14 protein-coding genes are annotated in these 15185 nt (G+C 58.9%); 9 read left to right on the top strand and 5 right to left on the bottom strand.

Annotated features, from left to right (window positions below):
• Nucleotides 1-451 precede the first annotated feature (451 nt).
• The 4 genes from ACFPN9_RS17750 to ACFPN9_RS17735 form a co-directional block, all read right to left on the bottom strand.
• Nucleotides 452-1126 carry a nitroreductase family protein gene (locus ACFPN9_RS17750; RefSeq protein WP_377817368.1) on the bottom strand — a complete coding sequence of 225 codons (675 nt, stop codon included), beginning with the start codon at nt 1124-1126 and terminating at the stop codon, nt 452-454.
• Nucleotides 1127-1136: 10 nt separating this feature from the next.
• Nucleotides 1137-1733 carry a 7-cyano-7-deazaguanine synthase gene (locus tag ACFPN9_RS17745; RefSeq protein WP_377817366.1) on the bottom strand — a complete coding sequence of 199 codons (597 nt, stop codon included), beginning with the start codon at nt 1731-1733 and terminating at the stop codon, nt 1137-1139.
• Complete coding sequence (locus ACFPN9_RS17740) at nt 1730-2746, bottom strand: PfkB family carbohydrate kinase (RefSeq protein WP_377817364.1); 1017 nt, start codon at nt 2744-2746, stop codon at nt 1730-1732. The genes ACFPN9_RS17745 and ACFPN9_RS17740 overlap by 4 nt, the downstream gene beginning before the upstream one ends.
• A 176-nt stretch (nt 2747-2922) precedes the next feature.
• Nucleotides 2923-3309 carry a hypothetical protein gene (locus ACFPN9_RS17735; protein WP_377817363.1) on the bottom strand — a complete coding sequence of 129 codons (387 nt, stop codon included), beginning with the start codon at nt 3307-3309 and terminating at the stop codon, nt 2923-2925.
• A gap of 439 nt (nt 3310-3748) precedes the next feature.
• Here ACFPN9_RS17735 and ACFPN9_RS17730 point away from each other — a divergent pair, with 439 nt between their 5' ends.
• Entirely contained in the window at nt 3749-4078 is a 330-nt protein-coding gene (locus ACFPN9_RS17730; RefSeq protein WP_377817362.1) for a helix-turn-helix domain-containing protein, read from the top strand.
• 211 nt (nt 4079-4289) lie between these two features.
• Nucleotides 4290-4946 carry a hypothetical protein gene (locus ACFPN9_RS17725; RefSeq protein ID WP_377817360.1) on the top strand — a complete coding sequence of 219 codons (657 nt, stop codon included), beginning with the start codon at nt 4290-4292 and terminating at the stop codon, nt 4944-4946.
• Between the two features lie 20 nt (nt 4947-4966).
• On the opposite strand, the gene ACFPN9_RS17720 is transcribed toward ACFPN9_RS17725, so the two are convergent.
• Nucleotides 4967-5185, bottom strand: a complete 219-nt coding sequence (locus ACFPN9_RS17720; RefSeq protein WP_377817372.1) for a hypothetical protein — start codon at nt 5183-5185, stop codon at nt 4967-4969.
• Between ACFPN9_RS17720 and ACFPN9_RS17715 the strand changes: the two genes are divergently transcribed.
• From ACFPN9_RS17715 to ACFPN9_RS17685, 7 genes are all read left to right on the top strand, one after another.
• The gene (locus ACFPN9_RS17715) at nt 5141-5308 is read left to right on the top strand and encodes a hypothetical protein (protein ID WP_377817370.1); all 168 of its coding nucleotides are present in this window, start codon (nt 5141-5143) and stop codon (nt 5306-5308) included. The two genes, ACFPN9_RS17720 and ACFPN9_RS17715, sit on opposite strands and share 45 nt — an antisense overlap.
• An 89-nt stretch (nt 5309-5397) precedes the next feature.
• Nucleotides 5398-7308 (top strand): AAA family ATPase, encoded by a 1911-nt coding sequence (locus ACFPN9_RS17710; RefSeq protein WP_377817358.1) that lies wholly within the window; start codon nt 5398-5400, stop codon nt 7306-7308.
• 402 nt (nt 7309-7710) lie between these two features.
• Nucleotides 7711-8445, top strand: coding sequence for a hypothetical protein (locus ACFPN9_RS17705; protein ID WP_377817357.1), 735 nt, complete (start codon nt 7711-7713; stop codon nt 8443-8445).
• Complete coding sequence (locus tag ACFPN9_RS17700; RefSeq protein ID WP_377817355.1) at nt 8445-10607, top strand: hypothetical protein; 2163 nt, start codon at nt 8445-8447, stop codon at nt 10605-10607. The genes ACFPN9_RS17705 and ACFPN9_RS17700 overlap by 1 nt, the downstream gene beginning before the upstream one ends.
• Nucleotides 10608-10609: 2 nt before the next feature.
• Nucleotides 10610-11647 carry an ATP-binding protein gene (locus ACFPN9_RS17695; protein WP_377817353.1) on the top strand — a complete coding sequence of 346 codons (1038 nt, stop codon included), beginning with the start codon at nt 10610-10612 and terminating at the stop codon, nt 11645-11647.
• 4 nt (nt 11648-11651) lie between these two features.
• Nucleotides 11652-13514, top strand: coding sequence for a TniQ family protein (locus ACFPN9_RS17690; RefSeq protein WP_377817351.1), 1863 nt, complete (start codon nt 11652-11654; stop codon nt 13512-13514).
• 328 nt (nt 13515-13842) lie between these two features.
• Nucleotides 13843-14061 (top strand): hypothetical protein, encoded by a 219-nt coding sequence (locus ACFPN9_RS17685; RefSeq protein ID WP_377817349.1) that lies wholly within the window; start codon nt 13843-13845, stop codon nt 14059-14061.
• Nucleotides 14062-15185 lie beyond the last annotated feature (1124 nt).

Raw genomic sequence — 15185 nt, 5'->3', positions numbered from 1 at the left:
GGCTGGTGGCCGGTCATTAATCGGAATGGTGGCCGGAGAATTATCGGAATCCCGGCCGGTCAATTATCGGAATGATGGCCGGTCGGAATCGGAATCCGCACAAGCTGCCTAGCGGGCCTCGACCAGATCGACGCAGGCCTTCTGTCAGACGTCGAACTCCGTGATGAGCTTATTGGCCTGCCCGGCATAGGCCCGAAGACGGCATCATGGGTGGTCAGAAACTATAGGGATTCCGATAGCGTGGCCGTCTTGGATGTCCATATTGTTCGAGCCGGGCAGTTCCTGGGCCTGTTTTCGAAAGGCGAAACACCCCAGCGGGATTACCCATCGCTGGAATCCAAATTTCTGCGATTTGCTGAAGCGATCAGGACACCGGCATCGCTGTTGGACGCTCTAATGTGGCAGCATATGCGGCTTCTGCAACACGCCTGAACGAGATCGCCGACGAGCCTTAAGCAGGTCGCCCTACCGCAGCCATTCCCAGCGCCTGCATGCGCGAACCTGGCCCAAAGATGGCTTGCATGAGGTCGTGGCCGGTTCCCCCGATCGGGCAGAATCCCAGACGGTAGGCTGTCGCGGCAAGGTGCAGTGTCTGCATCAAGGCACCCGCATCCCGCCACAACAGCGAGGTCGAGGCGTCATACACCGCCCCGGTTTTCGCGGGATCTGCAAGAAACACGATAAAGTCTCCGGCTGCATGCGGGAGGATGCTGTGGGCCTGCCTGATCCCGTCAGCGGCCAAGGCAGCCGAATGCAGCCGCAGCAGCTCCGCCGTCCGCAAATTGGCATTGAAGCGAAACAGCCGCTGTCTGCCTCGCGTCGAAACAATGACGGTCTCAACCGGATGAAGAGCGCCGGCGGACGGGGTCGTTCGCCGAGAACGGTGCAATTCCCTCCCCCAGGATTGCCGTTCGCCGCAAACGAAATTGACGAGATTGCAGAGCTCTCTGAATGGTGCCCTACTCAATATTCGGGTTGAGCGTCTGGCCTCCAATATGGAGGAAAAATCCACGATCGGTGGAGGTGCGAAGTCCCCGAGTTGGTAGCTGAAGACTGCTGGCCAAGATGGTTCTGAAAACGCCGTGGGCGCTTCGCGAGGAACCGGGTGCCCGATAGCGTCCTTCATGGGGGCTAGCTCAGTAGGCCCCCATGCCAATGGCTTCCATCGTCCGATAGTGCTTCCGACACCCCCCGCACTCGCCGCAGGCAAAATCCGAGCGATGACAGGAGTGAGCCCATCCCAAGATCTCTCCGGGAACGTTAGAGGTTCGTATGAGCTGCTCGGCCGTCAGTTCGATCGCAGGAGCGACAAGACGCATACTTCCCTCCTGAAGCTTCAAAAGTTGGTCTAGTCGGTCAACGAACCCGGGCTGGCCGTCCACATGCTGTCCGTCTGTCTGCAGCGTCCCCATCAGCAAGTGGGTCACTCCGTGAGAGAGCGTCGCCATCGCAGCAAGGGTCACCAGCATCTGGTTGCGAAATGGCCACCATTCAGGCAGTGGCGCAACTTCGATCTCCGGTCGGCCTGCCATATCGCCGCTGCCCAGAGCGGAAAGGTCGGCACGAATGACAATATGCTGGACACCGAGTTGAGCGCAGACGGCCGCCGCCGCTCGAATTTCGGCGGGCGCGGGCATCTGGCCGTAGTCGATAGTAACCGCAATATCGGGGCGCTTCCAGAATGCTATGGCAATAGAATCCATGCCCCCGGATAGGAGAAGAGCGCTTTTCATGCCCGCCAAGCCAAATGATGCACTGCAGTCGTGAAGTCGGAATGTACGATGCAACCCGTGCCCATCACCATTTTGAGGTCTTCGTGAGCAACTGTCTGCGCGAAGCCATAAACAGGCTTCCCGATCGCGCGAGCATAGCCAACTTCGAACAAGGTCCCACTATCCAATCCCTCCAGCACCGCGAACACGACATCGCACTTCTGCAGGGCCTCGATATCAGCCGGAGCGACCTCCCCTGCCGGCCCTGACCCGATCTCATGAAATGGAGAAAACACAGTCATCCCGACGTCTTGGAGGCAACGCCTCGCCTCGTCGATTAGCCAACGCTGAGACATGCTGAAAAACGGACCAGCCAAGTAGACTTCCCCCGGCGTGGCAACCAGCTCGACGCTCTGCGATGCCGCCAGCTGCTCTGGCGCGCGGGCGGGCAAGGCACGGCTCGCCGCATACTCAGAGACCGCCAACGACGCCAACTGCGCGGCCTCTCTCGGATCCTTGTCGAGAACTCCCCAGCACGCGGCGAACATCGCGGCGAACACGTCTCCACTTCCAATGGTGAAAGCGCCATCGGAGCGATAAGCCGACACTCTGAGAATCTCGCCGTCTCGGGGCACGATGGTCGCACCATCGGCTCCGCACTTTACGACGACCACCTCCGCGTTTTCGTCGGACAGGATGGCTCGGGCGGCTGTTTCGACGTCGGATCCGTTGCCCATGGCTAGGACCTCTCCCCGGTTCGCTACAACCGCGAGCCGCTTCGCCCTGCTCCCATTCGCGCTAAACCGTTCCGGGGAGAATGCCGACTGAGGATCGTAGACACACTTCTCGGCGGAGACGATCGCGGTCGCTTCGAGCATGCCAAATCGAAGAACGACATCGCCCTCCACGTGAAGCGGAGGAAGTCCATGTAGCTGAGCTAACGCCGGCCTGATCACTGGCACAGACATTGGATGGACGTAGTCGAAGGTTATTCTCTGCGGCGCGTCCGTCGGCACGAAGGCGAAGCCATACATGCCGGCGTACGCTCGAAAATGCTCGGCCAGTTCCGGCGCGACATAGGCCCGGAGCGTAACGGGCGCGGCAATTTCTGCGACCGCTGCCGCGGCTCGGCCTCCGGACCCGTAAACCTGGTCCCAAAACGGCCACGAGCACCGTTCGCGATACACACCGCCAACTACAACAAGGCCCGTCACGCTGGCTGGACCTGGACTTCGATAAGCCCACCGGTAATGGAAAGCACGACAACGTCGTAATTCACGCCTCCCAGCAGGCACTGTATGAGTTGCGGCATCGATTGAGAAGTAATGGCCCCGAGCGTGAGGCCCCGACCTGTCTTCACCAACAGCCTCTTGGGCGGGCCGGCCTCGTAGTGCAGCACGAGCACGTCTCCCTGCCGAAGGGTGGCTGCGACCGTTGCGTCCGGCGAATTAACTTTCGTTCGCTCGACAATGTTGCAAGGGGAGACCGCTCCACCGCCGCCGCCCGATCCCGATCCCGATTTTGAAGGAATCGGCACTGGGCGCGCTTCAGGTCGTAGCGGGGCATCGTCTCCGCCGCCGTTGCCGCTGCTGGACATACCTTCTCCCAAACACAAGCGAGTGACGGGGAATCTGCAACGCCCCACGCATAAGTTGCACGCGAACCGATTTGAGTTGTCAATTGCTCAGAGGGAAATTTGGGCCGCACCATCGACAAGCTGTGGGGAAACTACTTCGGAGGAAGCACCTCAACGACGAGCCCCGGATTGAAATGGCCTGCGGCTAGTTTCGTGGACACCGAGATTGGGTGTTTCATGCAACGGGAGGTGGCCGCCGTCCCGAGGTTTCTGTCACGACGTATCAACAGCAGTTTCGGGGACTGAGCGAACTCAACACTATCGCGAACCGAGATCCTTCATCCCTGACATGAATCGTGCCTTCGTTCCTTCCCTATGAAGCCAGATGTGGCATCCTGAGTTCGTGTCGCGAATCCATACACGGTCCTCCGGGCGGCATTGGGAGGGGTCCCAGTTCACTATGGATGCTGCCGCTTTTCGCGTGACGAGGAAGAGGCTCGGCTTCACTCAACGCAGCTTCTGCGCGACATTCGGTATTGCGCGCCGAACGGTCCAAAATTGGGAAGCTAAAGGCCCGCCGGAATACATTGGACATCTCCTGTCGCAGGCGCTGATGGCCAAGATTCCAAGCCCGGTACCAATCGCGCCGCCCCCTCAATCCCGACAAGTTTCTTCGGACGAAGCGCTCGCGAAGTTATCACCCGCGTTCGATGCTCTTTTGAAATCGGCAGAGGAAGCGGGTTGGTCGAGAGAAACCGTGCGCGCCGCCATGGCGGCCTGGGCGATCTGACCACACACCCTACCCTGTTCGAACCAGCCGCGCGTTTGAAGTACCGCCTGAGCAGCAATCGGCCGCATTAACCATAACGAGAGGTAAATCATTTCAGTAGAATTTTAAGCTTGAAGGCGCACATTATGCGCCCCATCATTGGTTCATTCTGAAGCTGCCGTCCTTGAGCGCCGCCCCCGTGGTCTTGCGCCGTGCTGCCCTCGGAGATTCCATGTCAAACTTCTCATCGGCCGGGCATCCACTGGGAACGCCCCGCGTCTATTCACACCTCAACGCAACCTACGATGAAGAGCAATTCGACAGTGCAAAGACTGGCCGAAGATTTACCGTGTCATCGGCCGAGAACGTATTGCTCATGAAGCATCTCGAAGCCGACCCAAGGATAATTACTTATGCGACAATAGATCTATCCAAGGCGACCGATCACAGGATCGAGACTACCCTCTCGCCCTTCCCGCTCCTGCAATTCGAACACATGTGCGGACGATTTGCAGTCCTGGTGGCGGGGCGCGAGCACCTGGCACAGAAACCGGTGGCTGATGCTGTTCAATGTATCGAGGATCAAATGGCTGCTATCGGGAGATGGCTCCTTGTTCGCGATCCGGTGTGGCTCACCCGCGACCCTCGGCGACGTACCATCGAGACAATCTGCGATTGCCGCTTCGAATTCATCAGTCACGGCGACCGCCTTGCCCTTCTTCGCGAGCTCGACCGCACCGGTGCGCTGGATCTTTGTGACTGCGCCGAGTTCGTAACGTCGTCGAGGCCAGTCGAGGCCGTTCTTTCTCTCGCGGTTCACAACGAGATCGACCTGGACATCAACGCCCCACTGACCTTGCACACAGTTGTGCGACCCAGCGGTCAGTGATCGGCGAGATCCACACCCCTTCAGTCTCTTTCTGGGCAGGCAATCAAATGAAACATCTCTGCGGCCACGTCCCCTTTTTGGTCGACATTCAACGAGTTGAAGACCTCCTCGGTGATCTTCATCAGATCAATCAGGGCAGTGCTCCTACTCGGGCCGATCTGGCTGGCGCACCCACCCTTTATGGCGCAGAGCTCGTGCCTCAGCCGGTCGCCTGTCTTTCCGGGCTCGTCGACAGCCATCCCCGGCTCCGAAGTGGGCTCATCGTCACCACTCCCGTAATCGCATTGGATCGGGCAGGCCGATGGGCAAGGACGCTGTCGCGCTACTACAACCTCGCAGGTTCTCGCCAATTTGACGCGTAGGAGCCGATGAGCCTCCGCCCTGCCCGCGACGGTAAGCGGAACGCCTTTCCGTTTCGTACGAAGGCCCGAAATCTATCGGAGGGTTCGTCATGCGGTTCGTTGAAGAAGCCGGCCAATTACCCGCCGAGCGCGAGCGGGTTCGATCAAAATCCAAAAAGCCAGTCGACCGGCCCTCAACGTTGGAGGCGCTCGGCCGGAAGATGCTGGAAGAGGCCATATCGCCGCAACTGCGGCAGCGGATCATGCGAGAATCCGGTTTCGCTCTTCTGATCGAAGCACCATCGGCTTCTTGGTGCGAGACCATTGCCGCCGCGGCTGCCGAACTGCGCCGGTGGTCGGCGGAATACGTCCACGATGGCTCCAATAAGAACCACAAGCCAAGCTATAAGAGTCGTGAAGCAGTTGAAGCGCTGAGCGCCGGAAGATCGCTTCTCGGCGTTTCGCCCGACCCGCGGATCCTTTTGCCATCAGCTCTGGTCCAGGCTGCCGACTCTTGGGTTGTCGTTCGCCAGCCAAACAGCGCAACGATTGCGGCGGTCATAGCGGCTGTAACGGGCCGCGTCGGCATATCGCTGCCAGAAGATGTAGTGGTCGGCCTCGATCATGACGACATCGTCGCGGCAATTAGGCGCGGCAGCACCGCTCGCGGTTGCCGGGATCGACTTGCAGCAGCGCGCCGAAGCAGAATCCTTCGCTACTCGAACGCTGAGATACCAAGAATTGAAGAGCTCTCCGGCTACGGAGCGGCCGGGGGCTGGGCAAAAGATCTAATCGACGGATTTGCCCACTTTCGAGCTGAAAAAGTCACTTTCGCAGCGCTTCAATCTCGCGTGGTGCTCGCCTCGGAACCCGGTTTGGGGAAGACCACATTCGCCAAGGCTCTTGCGAAGAGCCTCGAGGTTCCCCTGATATCAACGTCGGTGGCTACGCTCTTTTCCAACGAAGACGGGCATCTCGGCGACGTCATTCGCTCGCTTGATCAGACTTTCAGGGAGGCGCGCTCCTCGGCGCCGTCGGTCCTGCTCCTTGATGAACTCGACGCGCTCCCCAACCGCGCAACGATGGACAACCGTGCCCGTGATTTCTGGACTCCTGTCGTCACGCGTTTTCTAACGGCACTCGATGCTTTGGCTGATGCCCCCGTGGTAGTGGTCGGAGCCACCAACCACGCCGAAAGATTGGACAGCGCGCTTGTTCGCGCTGGCCGCTTGGAGAAAGTCATCAGGATAGGCCCGCCGTCACCTGACGACATTGCCCAAATTCTTAGGCAGCAACTGGGCCGGGAGCTTTTGAGGGCGGACCTTGCTCCGCTGACGTGCCTCGCGCTCGGTCGCACGGGAGCCGATATCGTCTCAGCGGTCAAATTGGCTCGCACATTGGCACGGCAGCAAGGACGGCGCCTCGCACTGGAAGACCTGCACCGTGCGTTTCTGCCGGACGATCGCCGATCGGCGCCCCTCCTTAGACGAATTGCCTGCCATGAAGCAGGCCATGCCGTCGCAACGGTTTTGCTGACGAGCAATATTCTTCATTTTGTTTCACTGGTTTGCGACGCAGGGTCCGCTGGCCGCAGCATGTCGACTCCAGGGCCGGATGGCATAGTTCGCCTTGACGACGTTGAAGCCGAGATCATCTGCAACCTCGCCGGCCGAGCTGCCGAGGAGGTCTTAGTCGGGGATATCTCAGCTGGAGGGATATCGGACCTGGAGTCGGCAACGCGCTTGGTAGTCATGCTGCATGCCGGGGCTGGCTTACGGGGCAAGCTCACCCACTTGTTCGCTGCGAACGCCAGCACGACGCTTGCGGAGCACCCGCACCTTAGGAGGGTCGTCGAACGGGACCTTCGCAGACTCCACAAGCGAGCGATCGCTTTTGTCCGAGCCAATCGCTGGACGGTTGAAGCCGTGGCCGACGCGCTACTCGCGCAGTCGGTCGTAACCGGCGACTTCGTCGCGAACCTCGTTCGATCAGCTGGCCCCCCGTTTCCGCCAAGCCGATAGCGAATCGATTTTACACTGCGATTGCCCTGCCGAAATCTCTGATGGTTCTCGCCACAGATATGCCTGCGCACGGGGGAAGAAAAAAGATTCCGGGAAGATAAAGGCGGCCATCTCATTGGCAGAGTTAACGAATCGCGCGACCAACTGCCTCTAAGCGACTCAGCCGACTCAGCAATTTCGGCTTTGCTGACTCGTGACTTTCAAGACGATTCGCGAGGATCCGGGCTCAATCAATGGAGCCCATCAATGACCTAGACCACAAAACGAAGGAGCGCCCGGCTCTGCAAAGCCGAACGCTCCGATTGCCGACCAGCCAGAAAAATTTAGGTCATGCAAGGCCACGGTGCGCGCGACGCTTGAAAGTGTCAATGCGCCCTGGCTCGGCATGACAATGGAGAAGTCATGCCTGCCTCTTCGCTCCCGATCACACCAACTTGGAGCCCGCCTTCGGTCAACTATTGCGTCTTCAAAGCCCCCCAGCTGAAGGACACTCCCGTGGCCAGACGGCCGGTCATCCGCAGCCGGAACCACAACGGGAGCGTGATGATCGATCCCGGCGACTATCTGATTAAGCCAGCCGAGTCGAACATCGAGCACAACGCACTGCTCGTCCTTATGGCTGACCCCGATGTCGTGAAAGTCGATTGCCAGCAGGGCCCGATCGCCTATACGGACCAGTCTGGCGGCGAGCACACGACGGTTTTCGATATCGTCGTGACGTTGAAGAACGGCTCTCGGATCGCAGTCGTCGTCAAGCGGGCTACCAAAGCCCGGAAGGACGATATCGGCGAGTGGCTCCAGCTTGTTACCGATCAGCTGCCGTCCTGGTTCGCGGATAGCACCGTGCTCGTGACTGACGAGCACATGCCCTCTTGGCTCGTCAGCAATGCCCGGCTCTTCCATAGCGTTCGGTTCGATGTTGCGCGCACCGTAGAGGAGGAGATCGTCCGCTACGCTGATGAACTCCGGGTGCCGGTGTCGATCCGCGAGCTGGCGAGCCCCTTCGGCGGCACATCAAAGGTATTCCGCGCGATCGTTCGTCAGATTTTCTGCGGAAATCTGAAGCAGTCCGCTCCCGGCCTCATCTCCCCGACGACCGTGGTTCAGTCGACGCGCTCGCAGGAGGAGGCCGGCTAATGGCTAGGCCAAATTCGGTCAAGACAGATTTTTTCGGCCCGTTTACCCGCGTTTTCGTGGATGGGAAACCGTATCAGGCTGTTACGCCTCTCTCCGACGGCTGGGAACTACGAGCCGAGGCGAACGCTCGCGAAATCATCTTCCTGAACAAGTCAGATATCGAACTCAAGATTGCGAGCGGCGCAGTCCGGGTCGAAAAGTTTGTTCGACCGGATTTCGCGCCCGAAGGCAGCACATTCGGGACTATTTCGCAGTTCTCCATGAAGATTAGGAAGCAGATCTACTTCCACTACATGTGGGTGTTTGAAACCAAGCGCGCTCTGGATTCCGGCGAACTCTCATCGCTTGGAGAAAAGTCGCTCGGGCCGTTTCTCCAGGCAATGGAGCCCGTGATCAACGAGAGGCTCAAGTCGCTTTTCGCCGACGAGAGTCGCAGCTCGGGAGGGAAAAAGCGTAAGCCGCGCTTTGCCCGTCCGACCGGAACTCTCCACGCCCCCAGCTGCCGACATCTTAGGCGGATCATCAAGCATTTTGACGACAACAGGGGGGCTATTCTGTCCCTTCGGAACAAATGGGACAAATGCAACAAGGGCGGCCTCCGAATCGACGCCGCGGTCGGCGAAATCATTGATGATATCGCAGCCGAGTACGCCTCTGAAAAGAGACCCACTTACGTCGGTCTTTTCGATAAAGTGAGAGCGGAGATCAACGATTACAACAATGGTTTAGCAATTGAGTTCCAACTGCACCTCCCTGACATCAAAACGCTTATTGCGCGTGTCAAGAATATGCGAGTCGGACAGATCATTGGCGGCCGCCGCGGATCAAAGACCCTCAAGCAAAAGATGGGACCTTACGGGAAAGGGCCAATCTATCATCGAGTAGGCGAACGTGTGGAGCACGATTGCTGGACGCCACACCTGCATTTGCTTCTGCCGAAAGACGCAATCGCGGAGTTGCCTCCGCGTCTTCAGGATGAGCTGATCAGCGAAGCGGGCCGCATTCGCATCGCAGTCGCTTTGGATCGTGCTGCCGGCTATTTCGTCGGGCTTGGCTTCGACCTGTCCGAAAACAGCAGCCTCACCCGGACGGTGCTGCGTATGGCCGTCTCCGACAAAACCAAGTGGGCTGAGGAAGCAGGCTGCAAGGCCCCCTGGAATCTTTACAGTGGCTTGGAAGAGAGCGTCACGGACGGCGGACCCGCTTACTATAACGAGCGTTTCCTCAGCAGCTCTCTGAGTGTTTGCAGCAAGCATCTCTTCGCTGCTGGAGAACATGCGAACCTGCGCGGATTCGTTGAGCGCATCTTCCAGACGATCGACACACAATTCATCTCTCACTTCTGTGGGAGGACTTTTTCCAACCCGCAGGAAAAAGGTGATTACGACGCAGAAGCGCGAGCCAATATCAAGCTGAGCGACTTCTTCATTCTTCTGATCCGATACATCGTCGATGTATACCACCACACGCCATCGGCAGAAGGCCGGCCGTCGCCCCGGCGTTTGTACGAGCAGCTCGCGAGCGAAATGGAGCCCAAGCCCGCTCCCACCCCCGAGGAGATCCGGTTGGCTTTCGGTGAGACGCTCAGCCGAAAACTCGGAGCTCACGGCGTGCGCTTCATGAACGTCTGCTACGACTCAAACTGGCTGGTTACCTATCGGATCAGCCGCGGGCTGGAACAGGTCTACATCAAGGTCGACACCGAGGACCTCGGCTGCATCTCCGCTTGCCTGGACAACGAATGGGTCACCATCCCGGGCCCACCTGAGATGGCCGGAGTTAGCCTCAAGCAGTGGCTGGCTGTGTCCTACGATCTGGCCCGTCGATACGGCGAGCAGGCCAAGCTGGACTACCACCAGTATGTGGCCCCTGCCCTGCGAGATATTGCGGCAAAGGCTCACGCGTCCGAGCGCGCCTTGGGCCTCCAAGGCCAAGTCTGGACCGAAGAGACACTCCTGAAAGCAGAAGATCGGATGCGCATCCGCATCGGCTACGGGGGAGAACCTGAGGATTACGAAGAAACGCCCACTGTAGGCGCCGCAACATTCGGAACCACCTTCTTCCGCCAGCCTGACTCTTCGGCGCCGAAGCAGCACGCGAAGAGTCAGCGGTTGCCATCCGCCCCGAAGCCGTCTCGCCCAGTGCAATCCCGAGATCTTTGACCATGAGCATTGAGCCGCCGCCAATCGACCCAGGACTTCGCGCGGAAATCAACGCGGCGCGAGACGCCATGGGCCGTCGCCTTGTGTTGACCCGGAATTTCCATCGCATTGAAGATGCGGTGGTACGTCAGTTTAATTCGCTGACGTCAACTCGTACGGCCGCAGCGTCCTGGGGTCCGGGAAACCGGCCGCCGAGCAAGGCAGTCGTTATTTCTGGACCTTTCCGCACGGGGAAGACTTGGCTCGTGAACGCCGCACTGGCGTCACTTAAGCCGATCGTGGCCGGCTACATCGAAGTTTCGCCCAACCCGCTTTCGGTGGAGTGTCCAAGCCACTTCGAAATGACGGGTCTCGGTCGCAACATCCTCGACCGCCTGCAACTCCTGCCTGCCCGTTCACTTGGCCCCACCGAAACTATGGAACGGGTGACGAGAAGGCTCGGCATTGTCAGGCCGACCCAGCTGCGCATCGACGAGTTCCAGCGAACGCTTCATCCCGTCAAGGTTGGACCGCTTCGCTTGGATCAAGAGCGCCTTCGCATCTGGGGGCAGATTCAGCTGCTTCTCGATGACCCATACTGGCCGACGCCAATCATTCTGACCGGCTTGCCCGAGATCATTACCGTGTTGGAACAGCCCCGTATGGGCTTCCTCAGGGATCGCTGCGAGACAGTCCTGGCGCTCGCCTCGATGACGCCTGGGGACACCGAAGACGTTCACGAGCTCGAAGGGGGCTTTGATCAGTTTGGTGACGCGGTCGGCGTGCGGGCGGAGCGAACGCGCGACGATGAGCTGCCGGAAAGGCTCATGCTGGCGTCAAACTACGCGATGGGGCTCGCGTTCGAGCTGACACACAGAGCTATCGAGAATGCGCTGGAGAACCGGCGCGCACGCTTCGACATTGAGGATTTCGCCGCCGTTTATGCTCGAAAGACTGGAGCTGAAGACGCGGCGAACCCCTTCCTTGCCCGCGACTGGATCCGCGTCGATCCCAAGCGTTTGTTGGCAAAAGATACGAACCAGAAACCTGCGGGGGATTGAGCAGATGTATGACGTTTCTCCGCTTCAAAACTCGTTGGTCCTCGCACCCGGTGAGACACCGGCTAGCTTCGTATCCCGATTGGCGGCGATGAATCGCGCTGCTAGTGCACGAGAATTCAGCAGCGATTTTTTGCTGAGCTTCAAAGGGGTTGCGAGCGGCGACGAAGGCGAGCTTGCAAAACTCGCTCATCTCACCGGCACGAACCTTGACGCACTCGTGGCTTTCGCGCCGCGGAAGGTCAGCAAAGAGGTTTTTCGCCTCGGCCGCGAAAAAATCTCGCGGCGTATCGCCGCGAGGCAGACGGTCCGCATCTGCCCCGCCTGTGCGCAGCACGATATCCAATCGAACCCGTATCTCCCTCTCGACGCTGCAGTGGCGCAACGGGCGATTTGGCTTGTCGGCTCAATTCGAACCTGTGAGGAGCACGCTTGCTCCCTCATCACGGTTTCAAAGTCGGCGCGAAACTCGCTGACCCATGACTTCGCCCATTGCTCCGCTGAGGCGTTGGAGGACATCGATCGACTTTTCGAGCACTGCGCTGCCCGCCCATTTTCCGCCTTCGAGCGGTATGTTTCCGGTCGTATTTGGGGGGACAACGCGGCTGGTGTCGCTCTCCTGGACCCGCTGGACATAATGGGTGTCGATCTCATTTGCAGCTGGCTCGGCCGCTTCATTCTGGTAGGCCCGAAGGGTAGGCCTGGAGGTGCGTCAGACTCTGAAATGTACCTTGCAGCACAATCCGGCTTCGAGGTTCTTTCGACAGGAGCGGCTGCAATACGCGAGTTGATCCAGACTCGGCATGACCAGGCAGATTTCAGCGATTGTCTGCGTCCGACCGATGATCGACTGCTCGGTCATCTGTACAAGTTCCTAGACAGTGAAGCAGGCTCTCGTCCGCAGTACGAGGCAATCAGGCGTATCATGGCCGCGAAGCTCTCCGAGCTTTACCCGTGCACAGGAAAAATCGCGCGTGTGCTCGGCATTACGATGGAACGGAAGAAGCTATACACGTTGAGCGACGCGCGCTTGGCCTACGGTCTCTCTCGAAAGACTATCAAGGAATATGCCCGGATCGCGGGGATCGGCCTAACCGTAAAAAAGAATGGTCAGGACGTTTGCTACGCGATTGATGCTGTTGCAGCTGACAAGCTTTTCGGCACCGGACATGTACTGGACGCTGGGACGGTCGAGAGAGAACTCGGTCTCAACCGATGGCACCTCCAAAATCTCTGCGAAGCGCGCGTCATTTCCCCTGTCGGCGGAGCCTTCGCAAGTGGCAGGACCGCGTTCTTTCGACGTAACGATATTGAGAAGCTCGCTAACGATCTAAAGGCGCGCGCGAAGCTCGTGGACCAAACACCCGTAGGCATGGTGTCGGTTGGTGAAGCCGCCATGAGGACGGGCTGGAGCATTGGCTCGATCATTGAGCATGTCCTGGGCGGGAAAATCTCTGCAACCGTCGTCGGCGACAAGCGAGCTTATCAGGCACTTAGTGTCGACCCCAATCAACTCCGTGAGATTTCGACTGAACCAGAAGGCCGACTTCTTAACCTCCGGGAGGCCGCCAGGTTGGTCAAAATCGACGATTTCGCGCTCGGGAAGCTCGCGACATTGGGGATAGTTCAGGTCCGCGACAGGCGACGGTCTGTTACTGGGCGATGGCAGAGGACATTCGAAGTCAGTTCCCTGGAAGCGTTCCAACGAGAGTATGTCACGCTTTCCGGAATCTGCCGAAAACTGCGTTGGCATCCCCAGTACGCGCTAGCTCGCGTCGAGCGCTCTGGGGCAAAGCCGGCATTCGACCTCGCTATTGTCCGATGCCGGATTTATCGGCGGTCGGAATTGCCGGAGCTTTCGGCAGACTAGCCGCCTCGAAATTCTGAATTCCCGAGGCCCCATCAAGGGGCCTTTTTTGTGCCCGCCGCCATGTTGAATGCGCCCGGCACCGTGACAAATCCAACTGGCCGTCGGGACAAACTAATCGCCTAGACGGGCGAAATTCACCAACGATTCCAATGCAAAAGTGACAATCCATTCTGGCTTTCGCACCCCTCGGACTTGTCCGAGGGGGTTATTGCCATATCAACAGTATAAACTAGGTATCCACAGTAGTGCCCAAATAAAAAGGGCGCCACGTCACTGCAATGACATGGCGCCCGTTGCCAAAACCCCGTACCGTCACAGGAACAAGATTATGAGCAAGATCGTGAAGTTCCCTCGAAAATACCGCGCCAAGCGTGAAGAAACCTCTAATTTTACAATTTCAGAAGAGCTAAACGCTCAGGATCAGTATTCGTTATTTACCACGGATCACAGATTCGTCCAGCCCCGATTTATGCGTCACGAGCACGATACCCCGTTCGATATCGGTGCCGACTTAAGCGACGCCTTCGATACCCGCGGCAAAAAATAGCGAAAGTGCAACCAAACAGGCGTCATCACGTATGCTGTGGACAAGGAACAATAAGGGAACAATCCGCTTCAGCAACAGATATAATAGCTTTCTATACGATTCGGTGCGCCGATCGTGTGGAAACGAACGCCAGGCACGAAGCCCGGCGTTCGAATGCAACCGGAGACCATAGCCTCTGACTGCATCGGAAGAGTAGCTGCATCGCCACCACTCCCGACTGGCCTCGTCGTGGTATCGCTTCAGCACTCCACGGTCCAGCAGAGTCTGTGAGTTATCCAAAGACAGGACATGAACCTATGGCCAGGAACGAGCAGACATCCAAGTCGGTAGCATCTGCCGCCTCGAAACTGTTGAGTAGCCCAAAGACATCCCCGTCCGTGAAAAGCGTTGCCGCGTCGGCATTAACGCAAGCGCCAAACAAGGGCGGAAAGAAGCGTTAGAATACGCCTTTCAGCAGCCTCTATGCCTTCCCCACAGCATTTCAGCTTTGCCGATAACGGAGAAGGCGCTTGAAGAACCCCTCTCCCGGATTGGGAGAGGGGGAGTGGCGAGGGACCGCCGCTGATCGCTGGAACACAACGGAGCCGTGGCGCCTGTTTGCTGCACCGGCAGGCCCTCATCCGGCGCTCCGCGCCACCTTCTCCCATCCGGGAGAAGGGAAGACAGCGGAGCGGTTCTCCTCTCCGTCTTGCTCGGGCTTGTCCCGAGCATCCACGTCTTGAACACCACATTCGACCCGCGAAGACGTGGATGGTCGCCACAAGGGCGACCATGACGGGAGAGGATGCGAAACAGTAATACCCGCCCCACCAACCTCCCTTATCCTCCCCCCACCTCATCCCCGAGGGGCAGCCATCCGGAGGTGTGCCGTTGGTGGGGATGGGGGCGGCGCCTGCGGGTGGAGTCACGATCCACTCCCCGGGAGGCTTCGGGGCACTGCCGAAAGCCGCCGCCTGCGGCGGCGTCTTCCACTCAAAGTGATGCAGACTGCGCAAGCTTGTCTGCATGGGACAATACGATCCCTGTGGTCGTGTCCCTGCTGGTGGTGTAGCTTCGCAGAGCCACCGCGTGCCGGCTTTGGTCGGGCTGGTCAGGCGGCCACGGCTGGCAGGCTGACGATGGGA

Origin of the sequence: Allobosea massiliensis, assembly GCF_042655245.1 — a bacterium.
Lineage (GTDB): Bacteria > Pseudomonadota > Alphaproteobacteria > Rhizobiales > Beijerinckiaceae > Allobosea > Allobosea massiliensis.
Note: the sequence above shows the minus strand (reverse complement) of the source record. Positions and strands in the feature narration are given on the sequence as shown.